This is a genomic window from Streptomyces tibetensis, assembly GCF_007655005.1.
GTDB classification, from domain to species: Bacteria; Actinomycetota; Actinomycetes; order Streptomycetales; family Streptomycetaceae; genus Streptomyces; species Streptomyces tibetensis.
In genome coordinates, this window is record NZ_SZVW01000004.1 from 111,651 (window position 1) to 125,908 (window position 14,258).

Annotated in this window: 13 protein-coding genes; 6 read left to right on the forward strand and 7 right to left on the reverse strand. The window is 71.3% G+C overall.

Annotated elements, in window-relative coordinates; translation table 11 throughout:
* Positions 1-30 precede the first annotated feature (30 nt).
* Complete coding sequence (locus FDO69_RS07720) at positions 31-933, forward strand: RNA polymerase sigma factor SigF (protein WP_104778999.1); 903 nt, start codon at positions 31-33, stop codon at positions 931-933.
* Between the two features lie 255 nt (positions 934-1,188).
* On the opposite strand, the gene FDO69_RS07725 is transcribed toward FDO69_RS07720, so the two are convergent.
* Positions 1,189-1,386, reverse strand: a complete 198-nt coding sequence (locus FDO69_RS07725) for a hypothetical protein (protein WP_104779000.1) — start codon at positions 1,384-1,386, stop codon at positions 1,189-1,191.
* A gap of 215 nt (positions 1,387-1,601) precedes the next feature.
* On the opposite strand from FDO69_RS07725, the gene FDO69_RS07730 reads away from it, so the two are divergent.
* From FDO69_RS07730 to FDO69_RS07740, 3 genes are all read left to right on the forward strand, one after another.
* On the forward strand, positions 1,602-2,090 hold the full coding sequence (locus tag FDO69_RS07730) for a MarR family winged helix-turn-helix transcriptional regulator (RefSeq protein ID WP_104779001.1): 489 nt from the start codon (positions 1,602-1,604) through the stop codon (positions 2,088-2,090).
* Between the two features lie 97 nt (positions 2,091-2,187).
* Complete coding sequence (locus FDO69_RS07735) at positions 2,188-4,641, forward strand: MFS transporter (protein ID WP_167526551.1); 2,454 nt, start codon at positions 2,188-2,190, stop codon at positions 4,639-4,641.
* Between the two features lie 88 nt (positions 4,642-4,729).
* Positions 4,730-5,551 (forward strand): YceI family protein, encoded by an 822-nt coding sequence (locus FDO69_RS07740; RefSeq protein ID WP_104779003.1) that lies wholly within the window; start codon positions 4,730-4,732, stop codon positions 5,549-5,551.
* Here the strand turns inward: FDO69_RS07740 and FDO69_RS07745 are convergent.
* Positions 5,534-6,235, reverse strand: coding sequence for a GAF and ANTAR domain-containing protein (locus tag FDO69_RS07745; RefSeq protein ID WP_104779004.1), 702 nt, complete (start codon positions 6,233-6,235; stop codon positions 5,534-5,536). The two genes, FDO69_RS07740 and FDO69_RS07745, sit on opposite strands and share 18 nt — an antisense overlap.
* 57 nt (positions 6,236-6,292) lie before the next feature.
* The gene (locus FDO69_RS07750; RefSeq protein ID WP_104779005.1) at positions 6,293-7,012 is read right to left on the reverse strand and encodes a GAF and ANTAR domain-containing protein; all 720 of its coding nucleotides are present in this window, start codon (positions 7,010-7,012) and stop codon (positions 6,293-6,295) included.
* A 273-nt stretch (positions 7,013-7,285) separates the two neighbouring features.
* On the opposite strand from FDO69_RS07750, the gene FDO69_RS07755 reads away from it, so the two are divergent.
* Together FDO69_RS07755 and FDO69_RS07760 are read left to right on the forward strand one after the other, a co-directional pair.
* On the forward strand, positions 7,286-7,579 hold the full coding sequence (locus FDO69_RS07755) for an STAS domain-containing protein (RefSeq protein WP_104779272.1): 294 nt from the start codon (positions 7,286-7,288) through the stop codon (positions 7,577-7,579).
* Positions 7,580-7,589: 10 nt separating this feature from the next.
* Positions 7,590-8,060, forward strand: coding sequence for a PPOX class F420-dependent oxidoreductase (locus FDO69_RS07760; protein ID WP_104779006.1), 471 nt, complete (start codon positions 7,590-7,592; stop codon positions 8,058-8,060).
* On the opposite strand, the gene FDO69_RS07765 is transcribed toward FDO69_RS07760, so the two are convergent.
* From FDO69_RS07765 to FDO69_RS07780, 4 genes are all read right to left on the reverse strand, one after another.
* The gene (locus FDO69_RS07765; protein ID WP_104779007.1) at positions 8,057-8,833 is read right to left on the reverse strand and encodes a TetR/AcrR family transcriptional regulator; all 777 of its coding nucleotides are present in this window, start codon (positions 8,831-8,833) and stop codon (positions 8,057-8,059) included. The genes FDO69_RS07760 and FDO69_RS07765 overlap by 4 nt on opposite strands.
* A 143-nt stretch (positions 8,834-8,976) precedes the next feature.
* Positions 8,977-10,473, reverse strand: coding sequence for an MFS transporter (locus FDO69_RS07770; protein WP_104779008.1), 1,497 nt, complete (start codon positions 10,471-10,473; stop codon positions 8,977-8,979).
* A 140-nt stretch (positions 10,474-10,613) separates the two neighbouring features.
* Positions 10,614-12,875, reverse strand: a complete 2,262-nt coding sequence (locus tag FDO69_RS07775) for an ArnT family glycosyltransferase (protein WP_104779009.1) — start codon at positions 12,873-12,875, stop codon at positions 10,614-10,616.
* Positions 12,872-14,248 (reverse strand): bifunctional glycosyltransferase family 2/GtrA family protein, encoded by a 1,377-nt coding sequence (locus tag FDO69_RS07780; protein ID WP_104779010.1) that lies wholly within the window; start codon positions 14,246-14,248, stop codon positions 12,872-12,874. Before FDO69_RS07780 ends, FDO69_RS07775 begins: the two co-directional genes overlap by 4 nt.
* Positions 14,249-14,258: the final 10 nt, after the last annotated feature.

Below are 14,258 nucleotides of genomic sequence, written 5' to 3' on the forward strand. Positions count from 1 at the left end.
GCGACCGTCCCGCGACCCAAAGGGGGTGGCATGTCCGCAGAACAGGGCAGCTCGAAGGTGCTCACGCTCGCGGAGAGCGAGTCAGCTCCCCATGCTCTCGACTCACTCGGCTCCATCGATGAGGCTCCGGCCCTCGTGGCCGAGCCCGTCCCGGTCCTTCCGACCGCGGGCCCCATCGACACCCGCACCCTGTCCCGCTCCCTGTTCCTGCGGCTGGCCGCGCTCGACGAGGACAGCCCCGAGCGTGCGTACGTCCGTGACACGCTCATCGAGCTCAATCTCCCGCTCGTGCGGTACGCCGCCGCGCGGTTCCGGTCCCGGAACGAGCCGATGGAGGACATCGTCCAGGTCGGCACGATCGGGCTGATCAAGGCGATCGACCGGTTCGACTGCGAACGGGGCGTGGAGTTCCCGACGTTCGCGATGCCGACGGTGGTCGGGGAGATCAAGCGGTTCTTCCGGGACACGTCCTGGTCGGTGCGGGTGCCGCGCCGGCTGCAGGAGCTGCGGCTCGCTCTGACCAAGGCCAGCGACGAGCTCTCGCAGAAGCTGGACCGGTCGCCGACGGTGGCCGAACTGGCCGCTGTGCTCGGGGTGTCCGAGGAGGACGTCGTCGACGGGCTGGCGGTGGGGAACGCGTACACCGCGTCCTCGCTGGACTCGCCGGCGCCGGAGGACGACGGTGGCGAGGGGTCGCTGGCGGACCGGCTGGGGTACGAGGACACCGCGCTGGAGGGTGTGGAGTACCGGGAGTCGCTGAAGCCGCTGCTGGCGAAGCTGCCGCCCCGTGAGCGGCGGATCATCATGCTGCGGTTCTTCGCGAACATGACCCAGTCGCAGATCGGTGAGGAGGTCGGCATCTCGCAGATGCACGTCTCCCGGCTGCTGACCCGGACGCTGTCGCAGCTCCGGGAAGGCCTGATCTCGGACTGAGCGAGTCCAGACGGGCCTGCGGGGTCTGAGGCCTGAGGTCTGAGGTCTGAGATCTCGCGGAGTCTGACGGGACCTCGCGGAGTCTGGCGGAGGGCTGGGGCGCGGCCGTTCAGGCCGCGCCGTATGCCTGTGCCGGTTCGGTGGGGGTGCGGATGCTTCGCCTGATGCCGGGTGCGGGTCGGGGCCGCGCCGGGTTGCGGACCCACCCGGCCTCAGCCGTTACGCCCCGCTACCTGAAAACAGCAGCCGTGGGCGTTACGCCAGCGCCAGCCAAGCCACCGCTGCGATGACCGCTACGGCGACGACCACGCCGAGGATGAGGCCGATGCGCGGGCCGCTGCTGGTGGGTGCCGCCGCCTGACGGCCCTGCGGGGCCTCGTCGACGAACGCGCGGAACATCTGGGTGCTGCCGGCGGGGTCGTGATTGCCCTGCGGGGCCTGGTTGTTAGCCATGGCCCGAGACCCTAGCGAAAAGGACGGGGCTCCCCAAGTGGGGGTTGAGGTTCCGTTTGGGTCCGAGTGACCCCTACCGCCGGGCTCGTCACCAGCACATTTACTCCCGCAATACTTGCCTTTGCCAAGTTTTTGTACCGCACCCCCCTCTTTTATTTGCCTGCAGCAACCAACAGCTCCTATGGTTGCCCTAAGCAACGAAAGCGGGAGGGGTCATGGCCGAAAAGGCGCAGTACGAAGAGCTGGTCCGCCAGTTCAGCGCCTTCGGCGCCGTGAAGCGGGAGCTCGGACGGATCATGCCCGCCGAGTGCCCCGGCGGGTCGGCGGCCGTGCTGACCCTGCTGGGCCGCCACGGCGACATGCGCATGAGCAAGCTCGCCGAGCTGCTCGCGGTGGACATGTCGGTCACCAGCCGCCACGTCGCACACGTCGTGGCCCGGGGCTGGATCGAGCGCTCCCCCGACCCGGCGGACAAACGCTCACGCATCCTGCGCCTCACACCCGCGGGCCACACACAGCTCGACGAGCTGTCCCGGCGGACCACCGAGGTCCTCGCCGAGCGCCTGAGCGACTGGACCGACGAGGAGGTCGGCCAGCTCACGGACCTCATGGCGCGGCTGAGGGAGAGCTTCGACTGCCGTCCCGGGACCCGGGCCGCACCGCCCGCTTTCGACCAGACCACCCGTACACCCGCAAGCACGTAAGAAAAGGAAGCCCATGGCAACGACCACACCAGCCGGTGTGCGGGCTCATGCCAAGCACGGGGGAGGCTCCCACGGCTCCTCCGGCGACGGCGCTCCCATGACGCACCGGCAGATCATGGAGGCCCTCACCGGCCTTCTGCTCGGCATGTTCGTCGCGATCCTGTCGTCGACGATCGTCTCCAACGCCCTGCCCCGCATCATCGGCGACCTCGGTGGCGGCCAGAGCGCCTACACCTGGGTCGTGACCGCCTCCCTGCTGACGATGACGGCCTCCACCCCGCTGTGGGGCAAGCTCGCCGACCTGTTCTCCAAGAAGCTGCTGATCCAGCTCGCGCTGGTCGTCTTCGTCCTGGGTTCGGCGGCGGCGGGCATGTCCCAGAACCCGGGCATGCTCATCGCCTTCCGCGCGGTCCAGGGCATCGGCATGGGCGGTCTGTCCGCCCTGGCCCAGATCATCATGGCGGCGATGATCTCGCCGCGTGAGCGCGGCCGTTACAACGGATACCTCGGCGCCACCTTCGCCACCGCCATGGTCGGCGGCCCGCTGGTCGGCGGCGTCATCACCGACACCGACTGGCTCGGCTGGCGCTGGTGCTTCTACGTCGGCGTGCCCTTCGCGGTGATCGCCCTGATCGTGCTGCAGAAGACCCTGCACCTGCCCGTCGTGAAGCGGAAGGTCAAGGTCGACTGGGCCGGCGCCTTCTTCATCACCGCGGCCGTCTGCCTGCTGCTGGTCTGGGTGACCTTCGCCGGTGATAAGTACGACTGGCTCTCCTGGCAGACGTACGCGATGGTCGGCGGTTCCGTGGTGCTGCTGGCGCTGTTCGTCCTCGTCGAGGCGAAGGCCAGTGAGCCGATCATCCCGCTGCGGCTGTTCCGCAACCGCACCATCACGCTGGCCTCCGTGGCCTCCCTGTTCGTCGGCGTCGCGATGTTCTCCGGCACCGTCTTCTTCAGCCAGTACTTCCAGCTGGCGCGGGACAAGTCGCCGACGATGTCCGGCGTCATGACGATCCCGATGATCGCGGGTCTCTTCGTCTCCTCCACCGTCTCCGGCCAGATCATCACCCGGACCGGGCGCTGGAAGGGTTGGCTGCTCGGCGGCGGCGTGCTGGTGACGGCCGGCCTCGGTCTGCTGGGCACGATCCGGTACGACACCGAGTACTGGCACATAGCGATCTTCATGGCGCTGATGGGCCTCGGCATCGGCATGATGATGCAGAACCTGGTGCTCTGCACGCAGAACCAGGTGGAGCCGAGCGACCTGGGCGCCGCCAGCTCCACGGTGACCTTCTTCCGGTCCCTGGGCGGTGCCGTCGGCGTCTCGGCGCTGGGCGCGGTCCTGGGCAACAAGATCACCGACTACGTCAAGGACGGCCTCGCCGACCTCGGCGCGAAGGGCGCGGCCCTCGGACACGCCGGCACCGGCGGTGGCGGCATCCCCGACCTCGACGCGATGCCCGCGCCGATCCGCACCGTCGTGGAGAGCGCCTACGGCCACGGTGTCGCGGACGTCTTCCTCTACTCGGCCCCGCTGGCGCTGCTCGCGCTGCTGGTGTCGCTGTTCATCAAGGAGGTCCCGTTGAAGACGAAGGGTGGGCTGGCGCAGGCCGCCGAGTCCGAGACGCCGGCCGTGGCTCCCGCCGAGGCTGTCGCCGTCGAGGCTCCCGCCGCGGACAAGACCGCGCCGAGCTGGGCCGTGGCCGAGACCGGGGCCGGGCCCGAAGGCACCCAGCGGCTCGCCGCCGTCGCCACGGCGGAGCGTCCGCAGGAGACCTCCGGCGGGGCCCCCGGTGTCCCCGTCCGCGGGTACGTCCGCGGGAACGAGTCCGCGCCCGTGCCGCAGGCCGCCGTCACGCTGATCTCGCTGGGCGGGCGTCAGCTGGGCCGGTCCGTGGCGCAGGCCGACGGCTCGTACGCCGTGGACGCCCCGGGCGCCGGCTCGTACGTCCTGATCGCCTCCGCCGACGGCTTCCAGCCGCAGGCCTCCACGGTCGTGGTGAGCGGCGAGCCGGTCGCCTACGACATCCTGCTCAGCGGTACCAGCGGGCTGACCGGCCTGGTGCGGGCCGCCGAGAGCGGGCAGCCGGTCAAGGACGCCATGGTCATCGTCACGGATGTGCGCGGGGACCTGCTGGCCAACGCGACCACGGGTGAGCAGGGCGAGTTCTCCTTCGCCGAGCTGGTGCCGGGGGCGGTGACCGTCGCGGTGAACGCCGCCGGGTACCGGCCGCGCGCCCTGCCCGTCGAGGTGGGCGGCACCGGAGTCACCCGGGTCGAGATCGACCTGGACTCGGGCGCCCGCGTCCAGGGTGTCGTCCGCGCCCCGCACGGCCCGCTGGCCGACGCCCGGGTGACGCTGGTCGACCAGGCGGGCAACGTCGTCGGCTCGGCCACGACCGGGACGGACGGGGCGTACGCCTTCACCGACCTGGACGGCGGCGAGTACACCGTCATCGCCACGGGCTACCCGCCGGTGGCCACCGCCCTGACGGTCGCGGGTGCCGGCACCGACGGCCACGACATCGAACTCGCCCACCCCGGCGAGTAGTCCGACCCCGGCCCGTGGCAGTGGGGCGCGCTCTGAGCGGAGGTGCGCCCCCTGTCGCGGGCCGGTTTCTTTCTGAGGAGCAGCTGAGATGGGACTGACCGCGAGGATCCGTACCCGCGATGGATGGGCCGTGTCGCACGCGGTCGTCACGGTCGCGGACATGACCGGCGCGCAGGTGCTGCGGGCCGAGGCCGACGCGGAGGGCGCCGTGCGGGACACGACGCCGATGGAGGCGGGGGCGTACACCGTCATCGTCACGGCTGTGGGCTATGCGCCCGCGGCCTCCAGCGTGATCGTGACCGCGAGCGGGCGGGCCGAGGTCGGCACCGTGACGCTGGCGCGCCAGGGCGGCACCGAGCTGCCGCCGCCCGGGCCGTGGACCGTCGACCCGGTGCACTCCAGCGTGGCCGCCGTGGCCCAGCACCTGGGCATCTCCAGCGTGCACGGCCGGTTCACGGAGTTCTCCGGCGCGATCGAGATCGCCCCGGACGACGTCACCAAGTCGCGGGTGGAGGCGGTGATCCGGGCCGCGTCGATCGACACCGGCAACGGCATGCGTGACGGGCACCTGAAGTCGCCGGACTTCCTGGACGTCGAGCGGTTCCCGGAGATCACCTTCCGGTCGACAGGGCTGACGGCGGCCGGGTCCGACCGGTGGACCGTCCACGGCGAGCTGGGCATGCACGGGGTCGTACGGCCCGTGGACCTGGACCTGGCCTACCTCGGCACGGGTCCGGACCCGTGGGGCGGTACCCGGGCGGCGTTCCGCGCGACGACCGAACTGCACCGTGAGGACTTCGCCATGAACTACAACCAGGTCCTGCAGGCCGGCATCGCCGCCATCGGCACGACGCTGAAGGTGGAGCTGGACATCCAGGCCGTGCAGGGCGAGTCACTTCCGGCGGCGTGAGTCCGGGGCGGACACCCGCGCCACCAACTGGCCGCACAGGTCACGGAGTTTGACGTTCCGGTCCTGTGAGGCCCGGCGCAACCGCTCCAGCGCGCTCCGCGCGTCGACGCGCTCCCGGGCCATCAGGATGCCGATCGCCTGGTCGATGACGCTGCGGGAGAGCAGCGCGGTGCGCACGTCGGCCGCCGACTGGTGCCGGCGCTCGATCCGCAGGGCCACGTCGATCGCGTCCCCGGCCCGGGCCGCGAAGGCGCGGGCCGCGTCCCGGCCCGGGTCCAGCGCCCCGGCCCGCCCTCCGTAGAAGTTGAGCGCGGCGCCCTTCTCGCTCTCGACGACGACCGGCACCGCCAGCACACAGCGCACGCCGACGGACAGCGCGTACTCCGTGTACGCGGGCCAGCGGGACTCCTCGGTGAGATCCGGGGCGTACTGCTCCTCGCCGGTCTCGGCCGCGTCGACGCACGGCCCCGAGCCGTTCTCGTACTGGCGCAGGTCCAGGCCGCTGGGCATGCCGTCACTGCCGGCCAGGGTGAGCAGCCGGCCGTCGCGGCGCACGGTGATGCTGCACGCGTCGGCGCCGGGCACGTCCTGCACCGCGCGGTCGGTCAGATCGCGCAGCAGGGTGTCGAGACCGCTGCTGCGCACCATCGCCTGGTCCAGCGTGTCGGACGTCTCGGAGCTCATGGCCGTACGGGTATCCCGTCATCCCCCGAACACGCCCCTGACGTAATCGACCTCACGTCAGGGGGCGTTGCCGCCCACGATCCGGCGGGCGAGGTCGCGCAGTTTCACGTTCTCCCGCTGGGAGGCCCGCACCAGGCTCTCGAAGGCCGCGGCCGCGTCGATGCCCTGGCGCTCCATGAGGATGCCGGTGGCCTGGCCGATCAGGTCCCGGGTGTGCATGGCCTCGGTGAGCTGCTCGCGCACGGTCGCGGAGTCCAGGGCGATGCTGACGTGCGCGCTGAACAGCCGGCCGACGCGCGTGGCCTCCTCGTCGAAGGCGCCCGGCTTGCGCGCGTAGGCCGTGAGCACGGTCAGCCGGCGACGGTCGGCGCGCAGCCGCAACGACAGCGCCGAGCGCAGTCCCAGGGCCGCCAGCACGTCCCAGCCGTCGTCGGCCTCGCTGTCCGTTATCCGCGCGACCGGGTTGTTCCACAACCGGTCCCACAGCCCGTGCTGTTCGCGGCCGGTGTGCCGGGCCTCGGCGGAGCGCACGACCTCGTCGGTCCAGGCCAGCGTGCGGAGCTTGTTGCCGCGCTCGATGACGGAGATGCCGGCGTGCTCGGCGCCCGGCATGAGATGCACGGCCAGCCGGACCGCCGTGCGGAGCGTGCTGTGAGGCGTGAGGGTTTCGTGCAGTTGCTGAGAAGCCACCGTCAGGGCTTCGGCCAGCTCGACACCAGCCGGAAAACGGGGCAAATCAGGAAACTCGGACGCAGCCACCACGAACCTCTTCGGCATGCACGGCCATGGCCGTGCGCAGGAGAGCTCCGCAGCACATTCCCGACTGCGAGCACAGGACGGAGAGCACTCTAACTGCTCGGTTGCCTCCGGGTGACGCCCGGCCGACGGCGCCACGGACAGCTTCCACCGCCCGCCCCCCGCATGATGGAATGGCCTTCGGGTCAGGAAGCGGCCTTACGGAAATCCGGACGAACGTCTGCCAGGTGAGCCGTGACCCTCTTCACGAATCCCACAGAACCGCGCGACCTCCCCGGCCGCGTCCACCTCACCATGCCCGCCGAGATCGACTTCTGTAACGCGGCGGAGCTGCTGCCGCTCGTCCTGTCCGCGGCCCGGGCCCGCGGCGACCGGCTGGAAGTCCTCGTCCTCGACCTGACCACGACCTCCTTCATGGACTCCCAGGGCATCCGCCTCATCAACGCCATACGGCAGCGGCTGCGCCCCGGGGCCGCCGTGCGTCTGGTGGCCCGGCCCGAGGGGATCACGAGCCGGGTCCTGGAGCTGACCGGAATGCGCCGGGACGTGCCCGTGTACGACAACCTCGCCGAGGCCCTGGCGTCGTAGGCTGCCGCACATGGCACCGAACATCGCGACGAACACCCGCGTGTCCCTGGACGAGTTGCTCGACTTCGTACGCCCCCGGCACCACGCGATCCTGCTGACCCGGCGCTCCGACGGCGGCCCTCAGGGCTCCCCGCTGACCTGCGGTGTCGACGACTCCGGCCGGATCGTGGTCTCCACCTACCCGGAGCGCGCCAAGACCCGCAACGCCAAGCGGGACCCCCGCGTGAGCCTGCTCGTGCTCAGCGACGACTGGAACGGCCCCTGGGTCCAGATCGACGGCACGGCCGAGGTCGTCGACTCCCCCGACTCCGTCGAACCGCTCGTGGAGTACTACCGGAACATCGCCGGTGAGCACCCCGACTGGGACGAGTACCGCGCGGCCATGCTCAAGCAGGGCAAGTCGATCATCCGGATCACGCCGGACCGGTGGGGCCCCGTGGCGACCGGCGGGTTCCCGGCGCGACTGGTGGAAGGGGACTAGCCCCCGGGAGTGCCACTCTCACGGGCGACCATCGCCTCGATGCCCGCGATCAGCAGCTCCAGCGCGAACTCGAAGTCGCGCTCCAGCATCTCGGCGACCGTGTCGCCGCCGCGCGCCGCCATGATCTCCCGGGACTCCCGCAGGACGTCGGCGGCCTGCGGGGCGGCGGTCACCGTGCTCATGGCCTGCTGGAAGTACTCGTCCACGCTCATACCGCCGGCCGCGGCCCGGGCGGCGAGGTGGCCCTCCATGGTGCCGTACCCGTAGACGAACTGGAAGACGGCCGCGATCGTGCTCGTCAGGCGTTTCGCGGGCAGCCCGGTCCTGCGGACGGCGCGCTGGACGACCCGGGAGAACGCCAGGCTGTGCGGGCCGATGTTGAGGAAGACCCCGACCAGCGCGGACACCCAGGGGTGCCGCACCAGCAGCGTCCGGTACTCCCGGGCGAGCGCCCGCACCTGGTCGCGCCAGTCCTCACCGGCGTCCGGATCGGGCAGCCGCACCTCGCCCATGGCCTGGTCGAGGGCGAGTTCGAGCAGGTCGTCCTTGGTGTCGACGTACCAGTAGACGGACATCGCGGTGACGTTCAGCTCGCCGGCGAGCCGCCGCATGGAGAACTTGGCCAGTCCCTCGGCGTCCAGCAGCCGGACGGTGACGTCGACGATGCGCGCCCGGTCCAGCCCCGAGGGCTGCCCGCCACCGCGCCGCCGGTGCGCTGTGCTCTCCAGCCAGACGCTGGACCGCGGCTGATCCTGCCGGGCGGCTTTCGCCATGGCGCACCTTCCTCGACCTCTTACTGCCGATCATGCTAGGCGCCCTCAGGGGCGCGGGACTGTGTCATTGTGCGGCTCCGCCGCGTGGGCGCGATCAACCACAGCGGCGCCGCACGCGCACGACGACCGCACACCCCGAGCTCCTAGGCGGACTCTGCCCGCTCAGCACGCCGAAGCAACGCCGCCGCGACCAGCCCGCCCGCCAGCACGGCGACCGCACCCACCAGCTGACTCGTCTCCAGGCCGGCGGCGAACGCGTCGGAGATCCTGGCCTTCTCCTCGGCCGAGTCCGCCGCCGCAAGCGCCGCCGGCAGTGACGCCGCCGACACGGCGACCAACGACGCGAACCGCGAGTTGAGCACCGCACCGAGCACCGCGACGCCCAGCCCGTTGCCGAACTCGGCGAGGGTTCCGTTGATCCCCGCTCCGACCCCCGCCTTCTCCGGCGGGATCGCCCCCATGATCGCGTTGGCCATCGCCGGCATGGACAGCGCCACACCCGCGCCCATCACGACCAGGCCGAGCAGCATTCCGCCGTACCCGTGTCCACCGAGCAGGGCGATCGCCGCCAGTCCCGCGGACACCAGGGTCATGCCGAGCGCGATGGCCGCCGGCGTACCGGCCTTCAGCACCAGCTTCGCCCCGACCCCCGTGAAGTTGAGCGCGACGACGGTCAGCGCCAGCGGCGCCGTCCGCAACCCGGCGTCCAGCGGCTCGTACCCGAGCACGAACTGGAGGTGCTGCGTGAGCAGGAACAGCGACCCCGTCATGCCGAACGCCACGAGGATCGCGCCCGCGACCGCGCCGACGAACTTCTGGTTGCGGAAGAAGTGCATGTCGAGCATCGGGTGCTCGGTCCGCAGCTCCCACAGCACGAACAGGCCGAGCACGACCAGCCCGGCCAGCGCCGAGACCAGCACCTGTGCGGAGGTCCAGCCGTGCTCGGGCCCGGTGATGATCGCGTACACGACGGCCGTCATGCCGATCGTCGACAGGACCGCGCCGAGCAGGTCGGGCCGGTCACCGGCCCTGTGCTTCGACTCCGGCACCAGCGCGGCGACCGCGACCAGGCCCAGCACCGCGACCGGGATGTTGATGAGGAAGATCGCGCCCCACCAGAAGTGGTTCAGCATCACACCGCCGATCAGCGGCCCGGCCGCGAAGCCGAGCGAACTGACCGTCGACCACAGCGCGATGGCCTTCACGCGTTCCTGGTCGTCGAAGATCTGCACGACGACGGCGAGGGTCGTGGTCATCAGCAGCGCGCCCCCTATGCCCATGCCCGCACGGGCCGCGATCAGCTGGGCGGGGCTCTGGGACAGCCCCGCCGCCAGCGATCCCACGCCGAAGATCGCGAGGCCCGACATCAGCATCAGCTTGCGGCCGTAGCGGTCGGCGGAGTTGCCGGCGGTGAGGAGCAGGCCGGACTGCACCAGGGAGTAGGCGTTCATCATCCACTGGACGTCGGCGGTCGAGGCGTCCATCTCGCGGGTGAGCGAGGGGATGGCCACGTTGAGGATCGTGTTGTCGAGCAGCACGGTGAGCTGCGCGAGGCAGATGACACCGAGGATCAGCCAGCGCTGTGGGTGGCCGCCCTGCATGTTCTGGGGCGCGGCCTTTTCCTGGGGGGACGTCGTCATGTTGTACACCGTAGAACAGTTGCTATACGGCGTACAACGGAGTTGCGGCGGAGACCGTGAAGGGCGGTGGCTTTCGGCCACCGCCCTTCGTCCGGCCCTTCCTCCGGCCTTCATCCGGCCTTCATCCGGTCAGGAGCGGGTCAGCTGCTCGCCTTCGTGGTGAGGTCGTAGAACGTGGCCGAACCGGCCGTGACCTTCTTGAAGTTGGCCTCGACCCAGGAGGTGATCTGGGAGGACGTGCCCTCGGCGCTGCCGCCCGTGTCGCCGCCCCTGCCGCCCATGCCGCCCATGCCGCCCATGCCGCCCGAGGCGATGAAGTAGTGGATCTTTCCGTCCGCCACGTACTGCTTGAACTGGGCCAGGGTCGGGGACGGGTCGGTGCCGTTGAAGCCGCCGATGGCCATCACCGGGTCGCCGGTGGACAGCTGGTAACTCGCCGCGTTCTGGGCGCCGATGGCCGCCGCGACCCAGGTGTACCGGTCGGCGTCGGTCTGCAGCAGCTTCTTGGCCTCGGAGCTGACGCTGGCGCCGTTGAGCAGACCGCCGACACCGCCACCGCCGCCCATGCCGCCCGTACGGCCGCCGTCGCCGTTCTGCCGGTTCTGGCCCTGCCGGCCCTGCTGGTTCTGCTGGCCCTGCTGGTTCTGGCCGCCGCCCGGGAACCCGCCGCCGGGGAAGCCGTTGCCCTGCTGCCCCTGAGCGTTGCCGTTGCCGTTCTGCTGGTTCTGGCCGCCGCCCGGGAGGCCGCCACCACCACCGGGGAAGCCGCCGCCCGGACCACCGCCACCGCCCGGGCCGCCGCGGCCGCCGGCCACCGCCGGACCCGCCGTGACGATCGAGCCGGTGTGCCCCTCGTTCACGGTGGTGAGGGTGTACGCCGCCGGACCGGCCAGCGCGGCGACGAGGCCCAGCCCGGCCGCTCCCAGGGCCAGTCGGCTGCCGAGCCGGCCGGCGAAGATCAGGCCGAGGGCCGCCGTCAGCCCGCCGACCAGGACGACCCACTTGAGCCAGGGCAGGTAGTCGGAGGAGCGGTTGAGCAGGACGTACCCCCAGGCCGCGGTCGCCGTCATCGCGGCGGCCAGGGTCAGCGAGGCCCACGCCTTGCGGCGCTTCTCCCACAGCAGCGTCGCACCCATCCCTACCAGCGGGGCGATGTAGGGGGCGAGGGCGACCGTGTAGTACTCGTGGAAGATGCCCTGCATGTAGCTGAAGACCAGCATGGTGGTGAGCAGCGCGCCGCCCCACACCAGGAACGCGCCGCGGGTCGCCGAGGTCCGGCGGGCCATGGGGGTCCCCCCGCTCGAGCGAAGTCGAGAGTGGGGGAGCGTGGCCACCAGCCCCGCCACCAGCAGGATCAGCGCGGCCGGGATCAGCCAGGAGATCTGGCCGCCGATGGAGGAGCTGAACAGCCGGTCCCAGCCGGTCTCGCCCCACGCTCCACCGCCGTTGCCACCCCCGCCGCCGCCTCCGACGCTGCCGGTCTCGTCGCCGTTGAGGCGGCCCAGGCCGTTGTAGCCGAAGGTCAGGTTCAGGAAGCTGTTGTTCTGCGAACCGCCGATGTACGGGCGGGAGGACGCGGGCCAGAGTTCGACGATCGCGACCCACCAGCCACCGGAGACGACGATCGCGACCAAGGCCGCGGCGAGCTGCCCGATCCGCTTCTTCACCGTCACCGGGGCGCAGACGCCGTACACGAGGGCGAGCGGCGGCAGGATCAGAAAGGCCTGGAGCGTCTTGGCGAGGAAGGCGAAGCCGACCGCGACACCGGCCCACAGCAGCCACTTCGTGCGGCCGTCCTCCAGGGCGCGGATGACGCAACAGCAGGCCGCCGCCATCAGCAGCGCCAGCATCGCGTCGGGGTTGTTGAAGCGGAACATCAGCGCCGCGACGGGGGTGAGCGCGAGCACGGCGCCCGCGATCAGACCGGCCGCGGGGCTGAACCGGCGGCGCACGGCCGCGTACACGACGGCCACCGTGCCGACGCCCATGAGGACTTCGGGCGCGAGGATCGCCCACGAGCTGAGCCCGAAGAGCCGCACGGACAGAGCCATGGGCCACAGGGCGGCCGGCGGCTTGTCGACGGTGATGGCGTTCGCGGCGTCGAGCGAGCCGAAGAAGAACGCCTTCCAGGACTGGCTGCCGGCCTGCACGGCCGCGGAGTAGAAGGAGTTGGCGTAGCCGGAGGCGCTCAGGTTGTACAGGTAGAGCACGGCCGTCGCCAGCAGCAGGGCGAGGAAGGCCGGACGGGCCCAGCGGGGGTCCTCGGGGCGGCCGCGCCACAGCCGCTGTGGGAAGGGCCGGTGCGGGGCACCGGCGTGCGGAGCCGGTGCGGGTTCCGGACGCGTCCGGGTGCCGGGACCCGTGCCTGCGCCGGTGATCTGCTGGTCGAAGTGGACGGTCATCGCGAGTCCCTCGCATCGGTGTCGTGCGGGCGCACCGGCAGCAACCGCACGGTGGTGTCCCGCCAGGAGTCCGCGACGTCACCGGCGCGGAACGGGGTGGTGACGTACGAGGCGACGGGCGTCGGGTCGTCCTCGCGCCGGTCGGGGAAGAGCCACGCCCGGAAGAGCAGGAAGCGCAGCACGGTCGCCGCGAGGTTGGCCGCGATGAGGACGGCCAGTTCGGTGGAGTGCGCGGGCTCGGAGGTCGCCGCGTTCAGCGCCGCGAGCGAGCCGCTGGTCAGGGCGAGTCCGATCCCGAAGACGACCAGGCCCTGCGCCTGGTGCCGTACGGCCCCGCCGCGCCCGCGCACCCCGAAGGTGAGCCGCCGGTTGGCCGCGGTGTTGGCGACCGCCGAAACCAGCAGGGCGAGGGCGTTGGCGATCTGGGAGCCGGTGACGACCCGGAAGCCGCTGTAGAGCAGCAGATAGAAGAGCGTGGACAGGGCGCCGACCACGCAGAACCCGACGAGCTGGCGGGCCAGTCCCCTCGGCACGTCCACGAGGTCACGGTCGCGCGGGTCGTCGCCGAACGGCCGGGCGATCCGGTCCAGCGGCAGCGAGCCGGTGGCCAGGGCCCTGCCGACCCGCCACACGCCTTTGAGGTCGTCGGTCGCGGTCCTGACGATGTGCACGGTCGAGTCGGGGTCGTCGACCCAGTCGACCGGCACCTCGTGGATCCTGAGCCCCGCCCGCTCGGCGAGCACCAGCATCTCGGTGTCGAAGAACCAGCCGGTGTCCTCGACGAGCGGCAGCAGCACCTGTGCCACGTCCCGGCGGATCGCCTTGAAGCCGCACTGGGCGTCCGAGAACCGCGCCTGGAGCGAGCCGCGCAGGATGAGGTTGTAGGCCCGGCTGATGAACTCCCGCTTGGGCCCGCGCACCACCCGTGAACTGCGGGCCAGCCGGGAGCCGATCGCGAGGTCCGAATGGCCGGAGATCAGCGGCGCCACCAGCGGCAGCAGGGCGTTGAGGTCGGTGGACAGATCCACGTCCATGTAGGCGAGGACCGGGGCGTCCGAGGCCGACCAGACGGCCCGCAGCGCCCGGCCCCGCCCCTTCTGCTCCAGGCGGAAGGTGGTGACCTCGGGAATCTCCGCCGCCAGCCTTCCGGCCACCTCCGGGGTGGTGTCCGTGGAGGCGTTGTCCGCGATCGTGATGCGGAACGCGTACGGGAACGTCCGGTCGAGATGCTCGTGCAGTCTGCGGACGCACGGCTGGAGGTCCTTCTCCTCGTTGTAGACGGGGATCACTACGTCCAGGACAGGCGTACCGGCTGGTGCGGCCGGGAGGTGCTCCCGCGCCGGCAGGGTGCCGGGAGAAGAATCGGTTCGCATGGAACCGACT

Bases quoted from the DNA above. Each gene is read 5' to 3' on its own strand.
- FDO69_RS07720 (WP_104778999.1), top strand. From the start codon at position 31: ATGTCCGCAGAACAGGGCAGCTCGAAGGTGCTCACGCTCGCGGAGAGC.
- FDO69_RS07725 (WP_104779000.1), bottom strand. From the start codon at position 1,386: ATGGCTAACAACCAGGCCCCGCAGGGCAATCACGACCCCGCCGGCAGC.
- FDO69_RS07730 (WP_104779001.1), top strand. From the start codon at position 1,602: ATGGCCGAAAAGGCGCAGTACGAAGAGCTGGTCCGCCAGTTCAGCGCC.
- FDO69_RS07735 (WP_167526551.1), top strand. From the start codon at position 2,188: ATGACGCACCGGCAGATCATGGAGGCCCTCACCGGCCTTCTGCTCGGC.
- FDO69_RS07740 (WP_104779003.1), top strand. From the start codon at position 4,730: ATGGGACTGACCGCGAGGATCCGTACCCGCGATGGATGGGCCGTGTCG.
- FDO69_RS07745 (WP_104779004.1), bottom strand. From the start codon at position 6,235: ATGAGCTCCGAGACGTCCGACACGCTGGACCAGGCGATGGTGCGCAGC.
- FDO69_RS07750 (WP_104779005.1), bottom strand. From the start codon at position 7,012: ATGCCGAAGAGGTTCGTGGTGGCTGCGTCCGAGTTTCCTGATTTGCCC.
- FDO69_RS07755 (WP_104779272.1), top strand. From the start codon at position 7,286: ATGCCCGCCGAGATCGACTTCTGTAACGCGGCGGAGCTGCTGCCGCTC.
- FDO69_RS07760 (WP_104779006.1), top strand. From the start codon at position 7,590: ATGGCACCGAACATCGCGACGAACACCCGCGTGTCCCTGGACGAGTTG.
- FDO69_RS07765 (WP_104779007.1), bottom strand. From the start codon at position 8,833: ATGGCGAAAGCCGCCCGGCAGGATCAGCCGCGGTCCAGCGTCTGGCTG.
- FDO69_RS07770 (WP_104779008.1), bottom strand. From the start codon at position 10,473: ATGACGACGTCCCCCCAGGAAAAGGCCGCGCCCCAGAACATGCAGGGC.
- FDO69_RS07775 (WP_104779009.1), bottom strand. From the start codon at position 12,875: ATGACCGTCCACTTCGACCAGCAGATCACCGGCGCAGGCACGGGTCCC.
- FDO69_RS07780 (WP_104779010.1), bottom strand. From the start codon at position 14,248: ATGCGAACCGATTCTTCTCCCGGCACCCTGCCGGCGCGGGAGCACCTC.